General features: G+C 66.1%; 13 protein-coding genes. 8 read left to right on the top strand and 5 right to left on the bottom strand.

What is annotated here, in order from left to right:
- The gene (locus QC821_RS03440; RefSeq protein WP_309717012.1) at positions 1-690 is read right to left on the bottom strand and encodes a GntR family transcriptional regulator; all 690 of its coding nucleotides are present in this window, start codon (positions 688-690) and stop codon (positions 1-3) included.
- 118 nt (positions 691-808) lie between these two features.
- Between QC821_RS03440 and tcuA the strand changes: the two genes are divergently transcribed.
- Positions 809-2,233, top strand: a complete 1,425-nt coding sequence (tcuA, locus tag QC821_RS03435) for an FAD-dependent tricarballylate dehydrogenase TcuA (RefSeq protein WP_309717009.1) — start codon at positions 809-811, stop codon at positions 2,231-2,233.
- Entirely contained in the window at positions 2,220-3,329 is a 1,110-nt protein-coding gene (gene tcuB / locus QC821_RS03430) for a tricarballylate utilization 4Fe-4S protein TcuB (protein ID WP_309717007.1), read from the top strand. Before tcuA ends, tcuB begins: the two co-directional genes overlap by 14 nt.
- Before the next feature lie 64 nt (positions 3,330-3,393).
- Here the strand turns inward: tcuB and QC821_RS03425 are convergent, their stop codons facing one another.
- Positions 3,394-4,248: a LysR substrate-binding domain-containing protein gene (locus QC821_RS03425; protein ID WP_309717004.1), complete on the bottom strand. Its 855-nt coding sequence runs from the start codon at positions 4,246-4,248 to the stop codon at positions 3,394-3,396.
- Positions 4,249-4,387: 139 nt separating this feature from the next.
- Between QC821_RS03425 and QC821_RS03420 the strand changes: the two genes are divergently transcribed.
- From QC821_RS03420 to rsd, 6 genes are all read left to right on the top strand, one after another.
- Positions 4,388-4,657 carry a DUF1127 domain-containing protein gene (locus tag QC821_RS03420; RefSeq protein WP_309717001.1) on the top strand — a complete coding sequence of 90 codons (270 nt, stop codon included), beginning with the start codon at positions 4,388-4,390 and terminating at the stop codon, positions 4,655-4,657.
- Positions 4,658-4,731: 74 nt separating this feature from the next.
- On the top strand, positions 4,732-7,080 hold the full coding sequence (locus tag QC821_RS03415) for a Tex family protein (RefSeq protein ID WP_309716999.1): 2,349 nt from the start codon (positions 4,732-4,734) through the stop codon (positions 7,078-7,080).
- A 162-nt stretch (positions 7,081-7,242) separates the two neighbouring features.
- Positions 7,243-8,859, top strand: coding sequence for a glutamate--cysteine ligase (gene gshA, locus QC821_RS03410; protein WP_309716997.1), 1,617 nt, complete (start codon positions 7,243-7,245; stop codon positions 8,857-8,859).
- A 47-nt stretch (positions 8,860-8,906) separates the two neighbouring features.
- On the top strand, positions 8,907-9,428 hold the full coding sequence (locus QC821_RS03405; protein WP_309716992.1) for a disulfide bond formation protein B: 522 nt from the start codon (positions 8,907-8,909) through the stop codon (positions 9,426-9,428).
- Positions 9,429-9,542: 114 nt separating this feature from the next.
- Entirely contained in the window at positions 9,543-9,968 is a 426-nt protein-coding gene (locus QC821_RS03400) for a hypothetical protein (protein WP_309716989.1), read from the top strand.
- A 98-nt stretch (positions 9,969-10,066) separates the two neighbouring features.
- On the top strand, positions 10,067-10,570 hold the full coding sequence (gene rsd / locus QC821_RS03395; RefSeq protein ID WP_309716986.1) for a sigma D regulator: 504 nt from the start codon (positions 10,067-10,069) through the stop codon (positions 10,568-10,570).
- A 170-nt stretch (positions 10,571-10,740) separates the two neighbouring features.
- Here the strand turns inward: rsd and QC821_RS03390 are convergent, their stop codons facing one another.
- From QC821_RS03390 to QC821_RS03380, 3 genes are all read right to left on the bottom strand, one after another.
- The gene (locus QC821_RS03390) at positions 10,741-13,806 is read right to left on the bottom strand and encodes an efflux RND transporter permease subunit (RefSeq protein WP_309716984.1); all 3,066 of its coding nucleotides are present in this window, start codon (positions 13,804-13,806) and stop codon (positions 10,741-10,743) included.
- A gap of 1 nt (position 13,807) precedes the next feature.
- Entirely contained in the window at positions 13,808-14,944 is a 1,137-nt protein-coding gene (locus QC821_RS03385) for an efflux RND transporter periplasmic adaptor subunit (protein ID WP_309716981.1), read from the bottom strand.
- A 137-nt stretch (positions 14,945-15,081) separates the two neighbouring features.
- Positions 15,082-16,476 (bottom strand): FAD-dependent oxidoreductase, encoded by a 1,395-nt coding sequence (locus QC821_RS03380; protein WP_309716980.1) that lies wholly within the window; start codon positions 16,474-16,476, stop codon positions 15,082-15,084.
- Between the last annotated feature and the right edge of the window lie 153 nt (positions 16,477-16,629).

The raw sequence follows: 16,629 nt of genomic DNA, 5'->3' as shown, positions 1-16,629 counted from the left end.
CTAGTCGTCGTAGCTCTCGAAGAAGGCCTCGAGTCGCACCTTGTAGGCTTCGCGGATATGACTGCGGGCGTGGCGCTCGGCGGCCTCCGGGTCGCGGGCCTCGAGAGCATCGATGATCGCCCGGTGCTCGCTGCGCGCGGTCTCGGCGCGGCCCGGCTTGGCCAGGGTGCTGCGACCTAGCAGCATCATCGATTCCTGCAGCGAGTGCAGCATCTTGAGCAGGTAGCGGTTGTGGCCGCAGCGATACAGGGTGCTATGGAACAGCTTGTTGTTCTTGACCAGGTCGCGGGTCTCGCTAAGGCGCGCATCGCGTTCGCTGATTTCGCGCAAAAAAGCGATCTCCACCTCCGAGGCGTGCTGCGCAGCCAGCCCTGCGGCGGTGCCTTCCAGCACTTCGCGCATGGCATAAAGCTCGCTGATCATGCCGTGGTCGAGCTCGGTGATGATGGTGCCACGTGCCGGGTCGTTGGCCACCAGCCCCTCGAGCTGCAGGCGATTGAGCGCCTCGCGGACCGGGGTGCGGCTGAGGCCGGTGCGCTCGGCGAGCTCGACCTCGCGAATTCGCGTGCCGGGCGGCAGGCTGCCCTCCTTGATGGCGTCGATGATGAAGCGGTAGGCCTGTTCACTGCGCGGTTCGCCGCGCTGGTTGGCCGCCGGAGTGGCGCTCTTGCGTGGCTTGCGCTCTGCCATGGATGCGGGCCTCGAATGACGGTGGTGGTGATGGTGGAACATGGTATGTCAGGGAACACGCCTTGTCATTTTGAACACTAGTGGATACATTTGTATTTATTTGGGCGAGGGAAGTGCGATGTTGTCATCGACCGGAGAGCGACTCAGCGAAGCCGACCTGACCGGCCACGACGTGCTGGTAATCGGCGGCGGTAATGCCGCGCTGTGCGCCGCGCTGTCGGCTCGCGAACAGGGCGCCAGCGTGCTGTTGCTGGAGAGCGCGCCGCGCAAGTGGCGTGGCGGTAACAGCATTCACACCCGCAACCTGCGCTGCATGCACCGCGAGCCAACCGACGTGCTGAGCGACGCCTATCTCGAGGATGAGTTTTTCGACGATGTGTGGCGAGTCACCGGTGGCATCACTAACGAGGGCCTGGCGCGTCACGTGATTCGCGCCTCGGAAACCTGCGCAGACTGGATGAAGGGCTACGGCGTACGCTTCCAGCCATCGCTGGGCGGCACCCTGCACCTGGGGCGCACCAACGCCTTCTTCCTGGGCGGCGGCAAGGCGCTCGTCAATACCTACTTCCAGGCCGCCGAGCGCCTGGGGGTGACGATCCTCTATGAGGCCGAAGCCGAGCGGCTGGTATTCGACGGCAAGCGCTTCGATCATGCGCTGGTGACCTACAATGGCTCGCCGCGCAAGGTCAGCGCCAGGGCGGTGGTGATTGCCTCGGGGGGCTTCGAGTCCAACCAGGCGTGGCTGGAGGAGGCCTGGGGGGAGGTGTCACGTAACTTCCTGATCCGCGGGACGCGCTTCAACCAGGGCAAGATGCTGCGCGCGCTGATCGACAACGGCGCCAAGATCATCGGCGATCCGACCCAGGGCCATGCGGTGGCCATCGATGCCCGCGCGCCCAAGTACGATGGCGGCATCGTCACCCGCGTCGACTGTGTATCGCTGGGCATCGTGGTCAACCGCGATGGCGAGCGCTTCTACGACGAGGGTGAGGATTTCTGGCCCAAGCGCTACGCCATCTGGGGGCGTCTTATCGCCAAGCAGCCAGGGCAGGTGGGCTACTCGATCACCGATGCCAAGGCCCAGGGGCGCTTCATGCCCTCGGTGTTTCCCCCCGAGCAGGCCGACACCCTCGAAGAGCTTGCCGCCAAGCTAGAGCTGCCTGTCGACGCCGTGCGTAAGACCGTCGACGACTTCAATGCCGCGGTGCAGCCCGGCAACTTCGACCACAGCGTGCTCGACGACTGTCATACCCGGGGCGTTACCCCGGAGAAAACCCACTGGGCCCAGCGCATCGATGAACCGCCGTTCTATGGCTACCCGCTGCGCACCGGCATCACCTTCACTTACCTGGGCGCCGAGGTCGACGACAAGGCGCGCATGTACATGGACAGCGGTGAGCTGGCCGACAACGTCTTCCTGGCCGGCGAGATCATGGCCGGCAACATTCTCGGCCAGGGCTACGTCGCCGGCTTCGGCATGACCATCGGCACCGTGTTCGGCCGCATCGCAGGCACAGAGGCAGGCAGCTATGCAAAAGATTGAGGCACTGATCGAGGAAACCCGTAACAACATGACGATCTGCAATGCCTGCCGGTATTGCGAGGGGTTCTGCCCGGTGTTCCCAGCCATGGAGCGGCGTCGCGCCTTCACCCCCGAGGATCTCAAGTACCTGGCCAATCTTTGCCATAACTGCGGCGAGTGCTACTACGCGTGTCAGTACGCACCGCCCCACGAGTTCGCCGTCAACGTACCGCAGTCGATGGCCAAGCTACGCGCTGAGTCTTACCGCGACTACGCCTGGCCGGGTCCTCTGGCGAAGCTGTTCGACCGTAACGGCTTGCTCGCCGCACTGGCGCTGGCGGTGGGGGTGACGCTGCTACTGCTGATATCCATCGGCCTCAACGGCGGGCTATCGGCGCTGGTGACTACCCAGCATGGCGGCGACTTCTACGCGCTAATGCCACATAACGTGATGGTGGTGACCTTCGGCTCGGTGTCGCTCTTCGTGCTGCTGGCGCTGGTGATGGGGATGGTGCGGTTCTGGCGCGAGAGCGGCGAGGGCGTGGCCGGGCTGCGCGACGGCGAAAGCTGGCGACAGGCGCTCAAGGAGACCTTCTCGCTCAAGCACCTGCACGGCCAGGGCGAGGTCGGCTGCACCTATCCCGACGCTTACCACTCTCACTGGCGGCGGCGTTTCCACCACTTCACCTTCTACGGCTTCATGCTCAGTTTCGCTGCCACCGTCACCGGCACCATCTATCACTACGTGTTCGGCTGGCAGGCGCCCTACGACTTCATCAGCCTACCCAAGCTGTTTGGCACCCTGGGTGGCATCGGCCTGCTGATCGGCCCGGCGGGGCTGCTGTACCTCAAGCTGGTGCGCGACCCGGACACTGCCGACGTGCGCCAGATGGGCATGGACGTGGCCTTTATTGCGCTGCTGTGGCTGACCGGTTTCACCGGCTTGGCGCTCATGCTGCTGCGTGAAACCTCGGCCATGGGGGTGATGCTGGTGGTGCATCTGGGGGTCGTCATGGCGCTGTTCATCACCATGCCCTACGGCAAGTTCGTGCACGGCTTCTATCGCTTGCTGGCGGTGTATCGCAACGCCCTGGAGCGCAACCGCGCTGGCCGCTGAAGATTGATGGCGGCAGGTTGTCATGCTGCGCGATGCCAGTGTGGAGTATCCGAGTCGAGTCAGCCTAGAGCCTGAAGCCTTCGACAATGTGCTGCGCTAGGCCCTCCACTACGGGAGAGTGAGTGTCTGGTGCTCGCAGCAGCACGATGGAGGCGTCGGGCAGGGGAGGAAAGCCGTCTGCCTCGTCGAGGATGCGCATGCCCGGCGTGACCAGGCTCTTCATCCACGCCGAGACGGCAAGGCCTGCCCCGACGACTGCTTGAAGTGTGGCCAAGCTAGGGCTGCTGTAGGCGACGCGATACGACAGGCCGGCCCGGGTCAGGGCGTTGCAGGCGTGGCGCCGACAGAAGCAGGGCTCTTCGAACAGCGCCAGCGGCAGGGGGGAGTGGCGGTGTGTCGCATGCGACTCTGCCACTACCCATACCGTTTGATCCTGCAGCAGGATCTCGCCGATCTCGTGTCCCACTTCACGGGTCACGATACTCAGGTCGAGCTGGCCCTTGTGGCGGTTGATCAGCTCGGAGGAGGGCGCGCACTGTACCTCAACATCCACTAGTGGCCAGGTGTGGGAGAAAGACTTCAGGATGCCTGGCAAAAAGCGCATCACGTAGTCGTCAGGGACGCCGAGCCTCACCTTGCCGACCATATCCGGCTGACGGAGCATGGTGAGTGCCTCGCCATGCAGGTCGAGGATGCGTCGCGCATAGCCGAGCAGTGTCGCCCCCTCGCTGGTCAGCAGCATCTGACGGCCTTGCCGTTCGAACAGCTGGCGCTGGATCACGTCCTCCTCTAGTCGCTTGATCTGCATGCTCACGGCCGACTGTGTTCGGTTCACCGCCTGTGCGGCGCGAGTGAAGCCGCCGTGGTCGACGATGGCGACAAAGGTGCGCAGTAGTTCGTGATCGATGGTCTGGAGCATATGGCTTCCTCATCGGTGACGCGTCGCTCTCTTATCGCCCGTGCATCAATTCATTTGATGCCATGCATAAGAAGTATTCGTTGGATTGATTTTAGCCGCTCCTCGACACTTCCTCCACACCCCTCAGGAGGAAGTTGCCATGACCATGGACTCGATCTCCCCTTCGGTTCCCCAAGGCAATGCCTGCGCCCATCATCCGGCCCAGCACACAGCGCGTCAGCGGCTGCGGTTTATCGTACGGCTGTGGCACTGGGCGCGCCGCATGGACCGGCTCGCCCAGCTTCGTCGTGAGCGCAATCAGCTGCATGAGCTCAGCGATGCACTGCTGCGGGATATTGGCCTGACGCGTCACGAGGCAAACCGCGAGAGCCGTCGCCACTATTGGGACGACATTGGCTGGCGGCGCTGACCTTGTCTGCGGCGAGTGCGGGGCGTTTATGGTACCTTGGCGCGATCTTTTGCCGTTGCTACATCAAGGATGTCATGGACGCATACGCCGCTATCATTGCCCGCCTCGCCGACGAACTCGGTGTCCGCCCCCAGCAGGTTTCGGCCACGGTAGAACTGCTCGACGGCGGGGCTACCGTGCCCTTCATCTCGCGCTACCGCAAGGAGGTCACCGGTGGCCTCGACGACACCCAGCTGCGTCAGCTTGACGAGCGCCTGGTTTACCTGCGCGAGCTCGAGGAGCGCCGCGCCGCGGTGCTCGCCGCCATTGACGAGCAGGGCAAACTCGACGCCGACCTGAAGCGCCAGATCCAGGCAGCCGAGACCAAGCAGCGCCTCGAGGATCTCTATCTTCCCTACAAGAAGAAGCGCCGCACCAAGGCGCAGATAGCCCGCGAGGCTGGCCTCGAGCCGCTGGCCGACGCGCTGCTCGCCGACCCGACCCTGGATCCAGACGCCGAGGCCAGCCGCTACCTGCGTCCCGCCGAGGGCGAGACGCCGGCGGTCGAAGACGCCAAGGCGGCGCTGGACGGCGCCAAGCAGATTCTCATGGAGCGCTTCGCCGAAGAGGCCGAGCTGGTCGGCAAGCTGCGTGAGCGGCTATGGGCCGAGGGCCAGCTGAGTGCGCGGGTGATCGCCGGACACGAGCAGCAGGGCGCCAAGTTCTCCGACTACTTCGAGCACGACGAAGCGCTGGCCAAGACCCCCTCGCACCGAGCCCTGGCGATGTTCCGCGGCCGCAACGAAGGTGTGCTGAGCCTGGCCATCAAGCTGCCCGGCGAGGATGAAGCGCCGCTGCATCCGGCCCAGGTGGCCATCGCCCAGCACGTGGGCATCAGCGACCGCGGGCGGGCCGCCGACAAGTGGCTGGCCGAGGTGGTGCGCTGGACCTGGCGGGTCAAGCTCTATACCCACCTCGAGACCGAGCTGATGGGGCGCCTGCGCGAGCGCGCCGAGCAGGAGGCGATCGGAGTCTTCGCCGCCAACCTCAAGGACCTGCTGCTGGCGGCGCCGGCCGGGCCCAAGGCGACCCTGGCCATCGACCCCGGCCTGCGCACCGGCTGCAAGGTGGCGGTGGTGGACGCCACCGGCCAGTTCCTCGAGCACGCCACCATCTACCCCCACGCGCCGCAGAAGCGCTGGGACGAGTCGCTGGCGGTGCTCGGCAAGCTGGTCGAGCGCCACGGCGTGGCGCTGATCGCGGTGGGCAACGGTACCGCCAGCCGCGAGACCGACAAGCTGGCCGGCGAGCTGATCAAGCGCCTGGCGCCGCGCCAGCTGGCCAAGGTCATGGTCAGCGAGGCCGGGGCCTCGGTCTATTCGGCCTCGGAGTACGCCGCCCGCGAGTTCCCCGATCTCGACGTCACCATCCGCGGCGCGGTCTCTATTGCCCGGCGCCTGCAGGACCCGCTCGGCGAGCTGGTCAAGATCGAGCCCAAGTCGATCGGCGTCGGCCAGTATCAGCACGATGTCTCCCAGGTGCAGCTGTCGCGAAGCCTGGAGGCGGTGATCGAGGACTGCGTCAACGCCGTGGGCGTCGACCTCAACATGGCCTCCGTGGCGCTGCTGTCGCGGGTCTCGGGGCTCAACCTGGGGCTGGCCGAGAACATCGTCGCGCGGCGTAACGCCGAGGGTGCCTTCAGCAGCCGCCGCGCGCTGCTCGAGGTCAGCCGGCTGGGCCCCAAGACCTTCGAGCAGTGCGCCGGTTTCCTGCGCATCATGAACGGCGACAACCCGCTGGATGCCAGCGCCGTGCACCCCGAGGCCTACCCGCTGGTCGAGCGCATTGCCGAGCGCAGCGGGCGGCCGCTGGCCGGCCTGATCGGCGACAGCGCCACGCTCAAGTCGCTCAAGCCGGCGGACTTCGCCGATGAGCGCTTCGGCGTGCCCACCGTCAGCGATATCCTCAAGGAGCTCGACAAGCCGGGCCGCGACCCGCGTCCCGAGTTCAAGGCCGCCGAGTTCCGCGAGGGGGTCGAGACGCTCAAGGACCTCGAGGTCGGCATGCTGCTCGAGGGCACGGTGACCAACGTCACCCACTTCGGCGCCTTCGTCGATGTCGGCGTGCATCAGGATGGCCTGGTGCATATCTCGGCGCTGTCGAACAAGTTCGTCGACGACCCGCGCTCGGTGGTCAAGGCCGGGGACATCGTCAAGGTCAAGGTGATGAGCGTCGACCTGGAGCGCGCGCGGATTGGCCTCTCGATGCGCCTCGACGACCGGCCCGAGGAGCAGCAGAGCCGTGGTGGCGCGCGTCAGGCACGTGCCGACAAGCCCGCACGCAAGCGCGATTCAAACCCGTCGGGGCAGGGCAAGGGCCAGGCCGGCGGCCAGGTCGGTGCGCTGGGTGCCGCGCTGCTGCAGGCGCGGCGTAAGGACAAGTAGTGCCTGGCGGCAAAACATCTTTCACGCCTGGCGCCTTGAAAGGTCTCGACCAGGCACCATAATGTGTCACTTGTGCGAGCGTCGTGGATTTCCCGACGCTCGTCCCGTTTCATCAGCGAAGAGGGGCCGGGCCCCATCCTTCCATGCCATGGGGTGTTTACCTTGTCCGAGCAACTCGCTTCCGTTATCGCCCGGCTCAAGGCGCCGGCCCGCGAGGGCCAGATCGGTCGCCTGCGCCGCGGCATCGAGAAAGAGGGGCTGCGCGTCGATACCACCGGCCGCATCGTCCAGACCCCGCACCCCCATGCGCTGGGCTCGAAACTTACCCACCCGCATATCACCACCGACTACTCCGAGGCGCTGCTCGAGTACATCACGCCGGTGTACTGCAGGCCCGACGACGCGCTGGGCTTTCTCGGCGACCTGCACCGCTTCAGCTACCACTACCTGGGTAATGAGCTGATCTGGCCGGCCAGCATGCCGGCTCGGCTTGACGGCAATGACAGCGTGCCGATCGCCGACTACGGCAGCTCCAATATCGGCACCATGAAGCACGTCTACCGCAAGGGGCTCGACGTGCGCTACGGGCGGATCATGCAGGCCATCGCCGGGGTTCACTACAATGTGTCGCTGCCCGACAATCTGTGGCCGCTGCTGCGCGAGCTGGACCCCCAGGCGCCGGATGCCGCCGCCTCGTCGGACGCCGACTACCGTTCTAGCCGCTATTTCGGGCTGATTCGCCACTTCCGCCGCAACAGCTGGCTGCTGATGTACCTGTTCGGCTCGTCGCCGGCCATCGACCGCAGCTTCCTCGACGACAAGCCTGCGCCCGAGTGGCTCGAAGCCCACGGCCGCGACACCCTGCTGGCGCCCTATGCCACTACCCTGCGCATGTCCGGGCTCGGCTACCAGAACAAGGTCCAGGAACAGCTCAAGATCTGTTTCAACTCGCTGTCGAACTATGTCGGCACCCTGCGCCATGCGATCTCCACGCCCTGGGCGCCGTACCAGTCGCTGGGCGTGAGGCAGGGCAACGAGTGGCAGCAGCTCAACGCCAATATCCTGCAGATCGAGAACGAGTACTACAGCGACATTCGCCCCAAGCGCGTGGCACGCCACGACGAGACGCCCAGCCAGGCGCTGGAGGCGCGCGGGGTGGAGTACATCGAGGTGCGCTGCCTGGATCTCAATCCGTTTCTGCCGCTGGGCGTGGACGCCGCCCAGATGTATTTCCTGGACACCTTTCTGATGTGGTGCCTGCTGGCGGACAGCCCGTGGATCCCCGACGACGAGTGCGACCATCTCGACGACAACCGCCGGCTGGTAGTGGAGCGCGGTCGCGACCCGGCGATGCGCTTGAGCATCGACGGCGAACTGCGCTCGGTGGCCGGCCGCGGGGCCGAGATATTCGCCGAGCTCGAGGCGGTGGCCGAACTGCTCGACATGCGTGAGGAGGGCAGCCCCCACGGCGCTGCGGTACGCGGGCTGGCAGCGCTGCTCGATGACCCCTCGCTGACTCCCTCTGGGCGCGTCATGGCCAGGCTCCAGGAGACTCAGGAAAGCTTCGCCGAGGCGATGCTGGCGCTGGCCCGGGAGCAGGCCGAACAGTTCCGCGACGAGCCGATGGACGCCGCCCACCGGGCGCTGCTCGATGAGCTGATCGAGACGTCGCATCGCCAGCAGGGCGAGCTCGAGGCCGCCGATAGCGAAAGCTTCAGCGCCTTCCTCAACGGCTATTTCACCCGTGCACGTGAACCCCGGGCGGCGCGTGCCGTCTGATTGCCAGCCTCTCAATGAGCCACATGGACACCATTCGAGGAACTCGCGTGACCTCAACTTTCAAGACGCTGTCGGCGCGCCAATGGAGCCTTGCCGGGCTCGTTTTCTGCGGCCTTATGATGGCCGTGGCCCTGCTGCTCGAGCACGGCGTTGGGCTCGAGCCCTGCCCGCTGTGCATCTTCCAGCGCGTCGCGGTGCTGGCAGCGGCGGCGGTGCTGCTGGTGGCAGCCCTGCACAACCCGCGCGGCGCCGGCATGATCGTGTATGGCGGACTGGGGCTGGTGGCGGTACTAGGCGGCATCGGCGTGGCCTGGCGCCACCTGTGGCTGCAGTCGCTGCCGGCGGACCAGGTGCCGAGCTGCGGCCCGGGGCTCGACTACATGATGGACATCCTGCCGTGGCGTGATGTGCTGGCCAGGGTGCTGTCCGGCTCCGGCGAGTGCGCCGAGATCGACTTCCTGTTCCTCGGCATCTCGCTACCCGGCTGGACGCTGATCGGTTTCGTGATCCTGGCCGTCGCGCCGCTGGCGATGCTGGTACGCGGGATTCGGGCGGTGCGCGGTAGCTGAAATATGCTACCGTTTCGACACCTCACCCGCGGGTGAGCGTTTTTCGGCAACCCTGATGCATTTTCCGGTAACCCAGATGCACTCGTTCGGTAACCCAGATAAAAGGAACCTGGTATGCGCCTTCTGACTCTTCCCCTGATGCTGTTCGTGATGCTGCTGGTGGCCGGCTGTTCGACCACCGCCATGCAGCAGGAGCGTGCCACCGAGCTGCGTCCTGGCCAGACCTACTACGGCCAGCTGGCCTCTGGCGCTCGGATGTTTCGTTTTACCCTGGACCGTCCCACCAGCGTCATCCTGAGCGCCACTACACCGGTCATGCGCAGCCTGCCGGGTGGCTATAACGGCCGCCTGCTGGACGCCGACGGCCAGCTGGTCGCCGAGGATCGCGACAGCGGCGAGCGCTTCAACTTCCGCATCGCCGAGCGCCTCGACGCCGGTACCTACTACCTGGAGATGCGCCAGCCCCAGGCCTGCAGCTCACGGCTCTGCCCCAACGAGAACATGTCGTTCACGCTGTCGTTCCGCGTCGATCGCGGCTGAGGCAAATCCCACCCGATGGAGGATTGACACGACTCGCCAGTCGCGCGAGTCTGTCAGTCCGCCCTGTTGGCGGCTCAGGATGTGCAAGGGAGGCGCCCATGCTCGAAGATTGCAAGACGGCCCTGGAACGCTGGGGTGGCGTTCACCGTCTGATCGACCGCTGGCTCGACCAGCGCCGCGAACTGCTGGTTAGCTTCGTCGAACTGCAGGAAGCCTGCGACGTCGAACTCGAGGCGGTGACCAAGGCTCAGGTCGACACCTTCAGCGAACTGCTGATGGACTACATCAGCGCCGGTCACTTCGAGATCTACCCGCAGCTGCGCGAGGAGGCCACGGCCTTCAACGACGACGAGGCGTTGATGATCGCCGAGCGTCTGCTCGAGCGCCTCGACATGTCCACCGAGCTGGTGCTCTCCTTCGATGCCGACTATGCCTCGCCGGTAAAGTGCCAGCACAATCTGGGGCTGTTGCCGGCCTGGCTTGATCGTCTCGCCAAGGGGTTGACCGAGCGCTTCGCCCTCGAAGACCAGCTCATCGGCCGCCTGCATGCGGCTCATTCGCCGCCGCCCGGCGCCCAAGCCAGCCTGCGCGCCACCTCCTAAGTTTCTCTTAATATAACGGTAAAATATTAGTAAGCGCTGTAAAAATTGCCGAGCGAGATGAAGCGCAAGGCGCACGGAGCACAGGAACCGGAGCATATGGGGTATATGTGAGGATTCCGAGCACCGCGCAACGCAGTGATTCGCTCGCGCAGGCCTTTATACAGTGCTTACTACCGCCGCGATGATAACTTGCCTCCCAACACCAGCATGCACGGCGTCAGCAGCAGCGTCAGGCCGGTGGCGAATGTCAGCCCACCGGCGATGGCGCTGGATAGCTGCGTCCACCACTGGGTCGAGGGCGCGCCGATGCCGAGGCTCGGTGCGAACAGGTTGACGTTGATGCCGAGCACCATTGGCATCAGTCCCAGCACCGTGGTGATCGCCGTCAGCAGCACCGGCCGCAGGCGCAGGCCGCCGGCCTCCAGGGCTGCCTCTGGGCTGCTCAGGCCGTCGCGGCGCAGCTGGTTGTAGGTGTCGATAAGCACGATGTTGTTGTTCACCACGATCCCCGCCAGGGCGATGATGCCCATCCCCACCATGACGATGCCGAACGGCTGGCCGTTGACCAGCAGGCCGATCAGCACCCCGGCGGTGGAGAAGACGATGGCCGAGAGTACCAGCGCCGCCTGGTAGAGGCTGTTGAACTGGGTCACCAGGATCAAGGCCATCAGGAATATTGCGACTCCGAAGGCGCTGACCAGGAACTGCGCGGTCTCCTGCTGGTCCTCTTGCTCGCCGGCGATATTGACCATCACGCCGTCGGGCAGGGCCTGCATGGCGTCGGCCAGGGCCTGCAGGCGCTCGGCGGGCTGCTCGCCGGGCTCCACGTCGGCTTCCAGGGTGATGGCGCGGCGGCCGTCGATGCGCTGCAGGCTGCCGACCTTGGGCGCCGGCGTCAGCTCGACGAAGTGGCTCATCGGCACCTGGCCGCGCTCGGTATTGATGGTCATCGCCTGCAGCTGGCCCAGCGAGCGGTGCGCTTCGGGCAGGCGCACGCGGATGTCCACCTCGTCGGTGACCTCGGCGGGGCGGTAGCTGGCCACCTGCAGGCCGGTAGTGACCAGCTGCACGGCGCTGCCCACTGCGGCCACATCGGCGCCGAAGCGCGCCGCTGCCTCGCGGTCGACCTCGATGCGCCACTCCACGCCGGGCAGGCTGCGGTTGTCTTCGATATCGCGGAAACCGCCCAGGTCGTTCATGGCGGCGCGCAGTTGATCAACCGCCTGGTCGGTCAGGGCCGGCTCCTGGGCGCTGATCTCGAGCACGATCGGCTTGCCACCGGCGGGCCCCTGCTCCTGCTCGCGGAACTCGAAAATTACCCCGGGGAGATCCGCGGTGCGCTCGCGCATCTCGGCGAGTATCTGGCTGGCCGGACGTCGCTGCTGCCAGTCGATAAACTGAAAGCTGAGCTGGCCGATCACGTCGGGCCCCATCTGCTCGTTGGGTACCGCGAAGGAGCGCGCGTAGAGCGCCTGGACTTCGCTCATGCCATCCAGGCGACGCTCCACGCGGCGCACCACGGCGTCCCTTTCCAGCGCCGAGAGGTCGCCGCGGGCGCGTACCAGCACCTGGGCGCTGTCGGGCTCGACGCTGGGGAAGAACTCGACGCCGTGGTTGAAGCGCGCATAGCCGGTATACACCAGCGCCATGATGCCCAGGGCGGCAAGCAGGGTCATGCCGGGGCGTGCCAGCAGCCAGCCCAGCGTGCGCCGATAGGCACGCCCGCCGCGGCTGATGCGCGGCTCGCTGCTGTCGGCGGGGCGGGCCTGGCCGCGACTGACCACGCTGCCCAGCGTCGGCAGGAAGATCAGCGCCATGGCCAGCGACGCCAGCAGGCAAAGGATTACCGTGGCCGGCAGGTATTTCATGAATTCGCCGACTACCCCGGGCCAGAACAGCAGCGGCAGGAACACCGCCAGGGTGGTGGCAGTGGAGGCGATCACCGGCCAGGCCATGCGCGAGGCCGCCCCGGCCCAGGCTTGCGAGGGCGACTGGCCGGCGCTGAGGTTGCGGTCGGCAAGCTCACTGACCACGATGGCGCCGTCGACCAGCATGCCGGCGACCAGAATCAGTGCGAACAGCACCACGATATTGAGGGTGTAGCCCACCGCCCAGATCAGCAGGATGCCGGTGAGGAAGGCGCCGGGGATGGTCAGCCCCACCATCAACGCGGCGCGCAGTCCCATCACCGCGAGGATCACGATCAGTACCAGTACCACCGCGGTGAGCACGTTGTTGAGCAGTTCCGAGAGCATGTCGCCGACGGTCTCTGACTCATCCATGATGGTGGTGATCTCGAGACCATCGGGCAGCAGCGGCCCGGCCTCCTCGAACAGCTGGCGCACCGAGCCCACGGTGGCCATGATGTTGGCTCCGGCGCGCTTGGATATCTCCAGCACCAGCGCCGGCTGGTCGTTGATGCGCGCGAAGCCCTCCGGGTCCTTGAAGGTGGGGCGGATGTGCGCCACGTCGCCGAAGGTGACCACCTGATCCTGCTCGACCTTGACCGGCATGCCCATCACGTCCTCGAGGCTCTCGATCACCCCGGGTACCTTTAGTGCCATGCGCCCGGCGCCGGTATCCAGGCTGCCGGCGGCCACCAGGCGGTTGTTGCGCGAGACCATGTTGAACAGGCTGTCGAAGTCGACGCCGTAGCTGTCGAGCACCAGGGGGTCGACGACGATCTCCAGCAGGTCCTCGCGCTCGCCGCCGATTTCCACTTCGAGGACCTCGGGAATGCCCTCGATCTCCTGCTTGAGCTGACGCGCCACCGCCAGCCGCCGGGGCTCTTCCAGCGCGCCGGAGAGGCCGATCGAAAGCACCGGGAACAGCGCCACGTTGACTTCCATCACCCGCGGCTCGTCGGCTTCGTCGGGCAGCGAGCTGCGCGCGATATCGACCCGTTCACGGACGTCGGCCAGGGCCTGGTTGGCATCGAAGCCGGCGTCGAACTCAAGCGTCACCGAAGCGTGGCCCTCGCTGGACTGCGAGGTCATCTTGCGTACCCCGACGATCGAGCGCAGCTCCTGCTCCATGGGCCGCACCAGCAGCCGCTCGCCGTCCTCGGGGCTGACACCCTCGAGGCTCAGCGAGACGTAGATTATCGGTATCGCGACGTCGGGGTTGGCTTCCTTGGGAATCACCTGGTAGGCCGCACTGCCGGCCAGCAGTAGAAACGCCAGCAACAACAGGGTGGTGCGCGACCGCTGCAGGGCCGCCTCGATCAGAGTTCGCATATCAGAGCACCGCGCCGCCGCTGCCGGGCGCCTCCGGCAGATCGTCGCCGCTGAGCAGGGCGTCGTCCTCGGCGGGTACCGGCTCGACCCGCTCGCCGGCACTGACGAAGCCGCCACCCAGGGTGATCAGGGTGACGCTGTCGGGAAGGCCGGTGACCCAGGCCTGGCGGCTGTCCGCGGACAGCAGCTGCACCGGGTGGATCACCACGCGGTCGTCGTCGTCCACCGCGTAGACGCCCAGCTGGCCATCGGCGTCGAGCACCAGCAGCGCCGGGGACAGGCGGTGGGCGGGGCGCTCGGCGCGGGTGATGCTCAGGCTGGCGCTGGCCCCAGCCAGGCGGCGGCGCTGCGGATTGTCGAGGCGCGCTTCCACGGCAAAGCTGCGGGTGCCTTGGTCGGCGCGGCTGGCCACATGGCTGAGTTCGCCATCGAGGCTGCTGCCGTCGAGCAGGCGCACGCTGACCGGCAGGCCCGGCGCGAGGTCGAGGGCGTCGCGCTGGGCGATATGGGCGGTGGCGCGGAGTCGGCTATCGTCGACCAGGCGGGCGTAGACCTCACCCACCTGCAGCATCGCACCGGGGTCGATATCGAGCTGGTCGAGGGTGCCGGCGAAGGGCGCGGTGGGGCGGGTATGCTCGAGCATCTGGCGCAGCTGCTCGACCTCGGCCACGGCGCCGGCCACGGCGCCGGCCAGGCGCAGCTGCTCGGTGCGCGACACCAGGTCGCGCTGGCGCAGCCGGTCGGCGCCGTCGAGCTCGGCGCGGGCCAGTTCCAGGTCGGCCTCGGCGCGGGCCAACTGGGCGGGCAGGTCCTCCGGGTCGAGCTCGAGCAGCGTCTGGCCGGCCTCGACCCGTTCGCCCTGAGCCACCGGCAGCGCCTCGACCTGGCCCTCGCGGCGTGCTCGCAGCTCTATGTCGCGCCAGGCGCCGAGCTGGCCCTGGGTGGTCAGCTGTGGGGCAAAGGGTTGCGCCTCACTGCGTTGCACCTCGACGCGGTACGGCGCTGCATCGCGGGTCGGTTCGGCATCCGGCGCCTCGGCGCTGAAGCGCTGCAGGTCACCAAACAGCATCCATGCCAGCAGCGCCAGGCCGCAGGCCAGAGCCAGCAGGAACGAGTTAGAGGGGCGGCGCACGACCATGGGCCTTCCTTGGTGAGTCGGGGAAAAGAGGCAGCGCTAATCAAGCGCAGCCTAGCATAGCGCAAATTGGCCGTAACAAACGACGTGCCCCGACCGAAGGCCGGGGCACGCATTACGGGACGCAGGGCGGGGCAGGCTTACATCAGCGAGCTGGCTGCCGGGCGTTCGAGGTCGGTGAGCGGGATCTCGCCGCTCAGCAGGTCGCGCTCGAAGGCTTCCTTGTCGACGTTGAAGCCGAGGAATTCCTGGGCCAGATACATGTCCTTCTCGGCGTTGCCCAGGCAGCTGGTGCCGCCCGGCGACGGGGTCATGTTGAACACGATGCCGGTGCCCGGGTTGATCTTGGCCTCGCCCATCACCAGCTTCTTCTGCTCCTTGTCGATCAGCTGCGGGCGCACCCCGCCGAAGCCCTTGGCAAAGCTGACCTCCTTGACGGTGAGGCTGGGCACGATCTTCTGCACGTCCTTGAGGAACAGCCGCTCGCGCAGCACCGGCACCTCGAACAGGAAGTTCTTGAAGATGTAGCGGCGGATGTCGCGCACCTTCATCAGGTCCCACAGCGCCTTGATCACGTTGCGGTCGAGGCGCAGCACCTTGACGAACTCGAAGAAGGTCTTGCCGTTATAGCGCTCCAGCAGCGGCAGCATCAGCGCAGTGGGGCCGAAGCGGGTCTTGTCCTCGACCAGCACGTCCGGGTCGCCGTGCACCGCGGCGAACGGCAGGTTCTCGTTCTGCACGGTGTAGACCTTGCCGTTGAGCACCTTGGGCGTGAAGTAGAAGGAGCCGGCCATGGGCAGGCACGACTTATCCAGGCCGTAGCCCATCTTGTGGGCGAACAGCAGCGAGTGGCCGCCGGCGCTGACCACCACGTAGCGCGCCTTGAGGGTGCCCTTGTTGGGTGTCTTGACCTTGAACAGCTCGCCGTCCTGCTGGATGTCCTCGACTGCGGTGGAGAGGTGGACGTCGTAGGCCATGCCCTTGGCATCGGCGTTCTTGCGGCCTTCCTCGACGAACGCCTCGGAGAGGGTGGTGTAGTTCACCGCGGTGTACTCGTCGGTGGAACCCATGGCCACGATCGGCTGTTCGGAGGGGCGCCCCTCGACCAGCTTGGGCTCCAGCTCGGCGATATCGTCACGCTCCAGCAGGCGCATCTGCGGGAACAGCTCCTTGAACTTGGTGAAGCGGTTGCGCAGGAAGTCGCACTCGTGCTCGCCGACGCCGAGCACCATCTTGGGATACTTGTAGACGATCTTGTCGCGTACCTCAGGCGCCAGCTTGGTCGCGAAGTTGACCACCATGCCCGCGGTGCGCTTGGTCACCTTGGCCTTGTCGAGGGTGTAGTTGGTCTCGATGTCGCCACAGTGGATCGTCTGGCTGTTGTTGCGGCCGTGTGAATTGACGATCGCCACGTGATCGTACTTCTCGACCAGGCCGATGGCCTTGAGGTCGGTGTAGCGAGCCAGTTCATACAGAAGGGCGGTGCCGGATACGCCGCCTCCCACGATCAGGACATCATAGGTCGGTGTGGACATGGGGGCTCTCGCTTGCCTGGTGCGGAACGAATCCCTCGGCGGTGGTGACCGAAGGCCCTGGCCGGCGGCGATGATCGATCACCGCTGGCTCGACGTCATTCAGATGGCTGCATTATAGACGCTTTGTCGACAAATTAAATCCATGCCAAAGCT

Origin of the sequence: Franzmannia qiaohouensis, from assembly GCF_031451695.1 — a bacterium.
In the GTDB taxonomy this organism is placed as follows: Bacteria; Pseudomonadota; Gammaproteobacteria; order Pseudomonadales; family Halomonadaceae; genus Franzmannia; species Franzmannia qiaohouensis.
The sequence above is the reverse complement of the archived record's forward strand: the minus strand, read 5'-3'. Positions and strand labels throughout refer to the sequence as shown.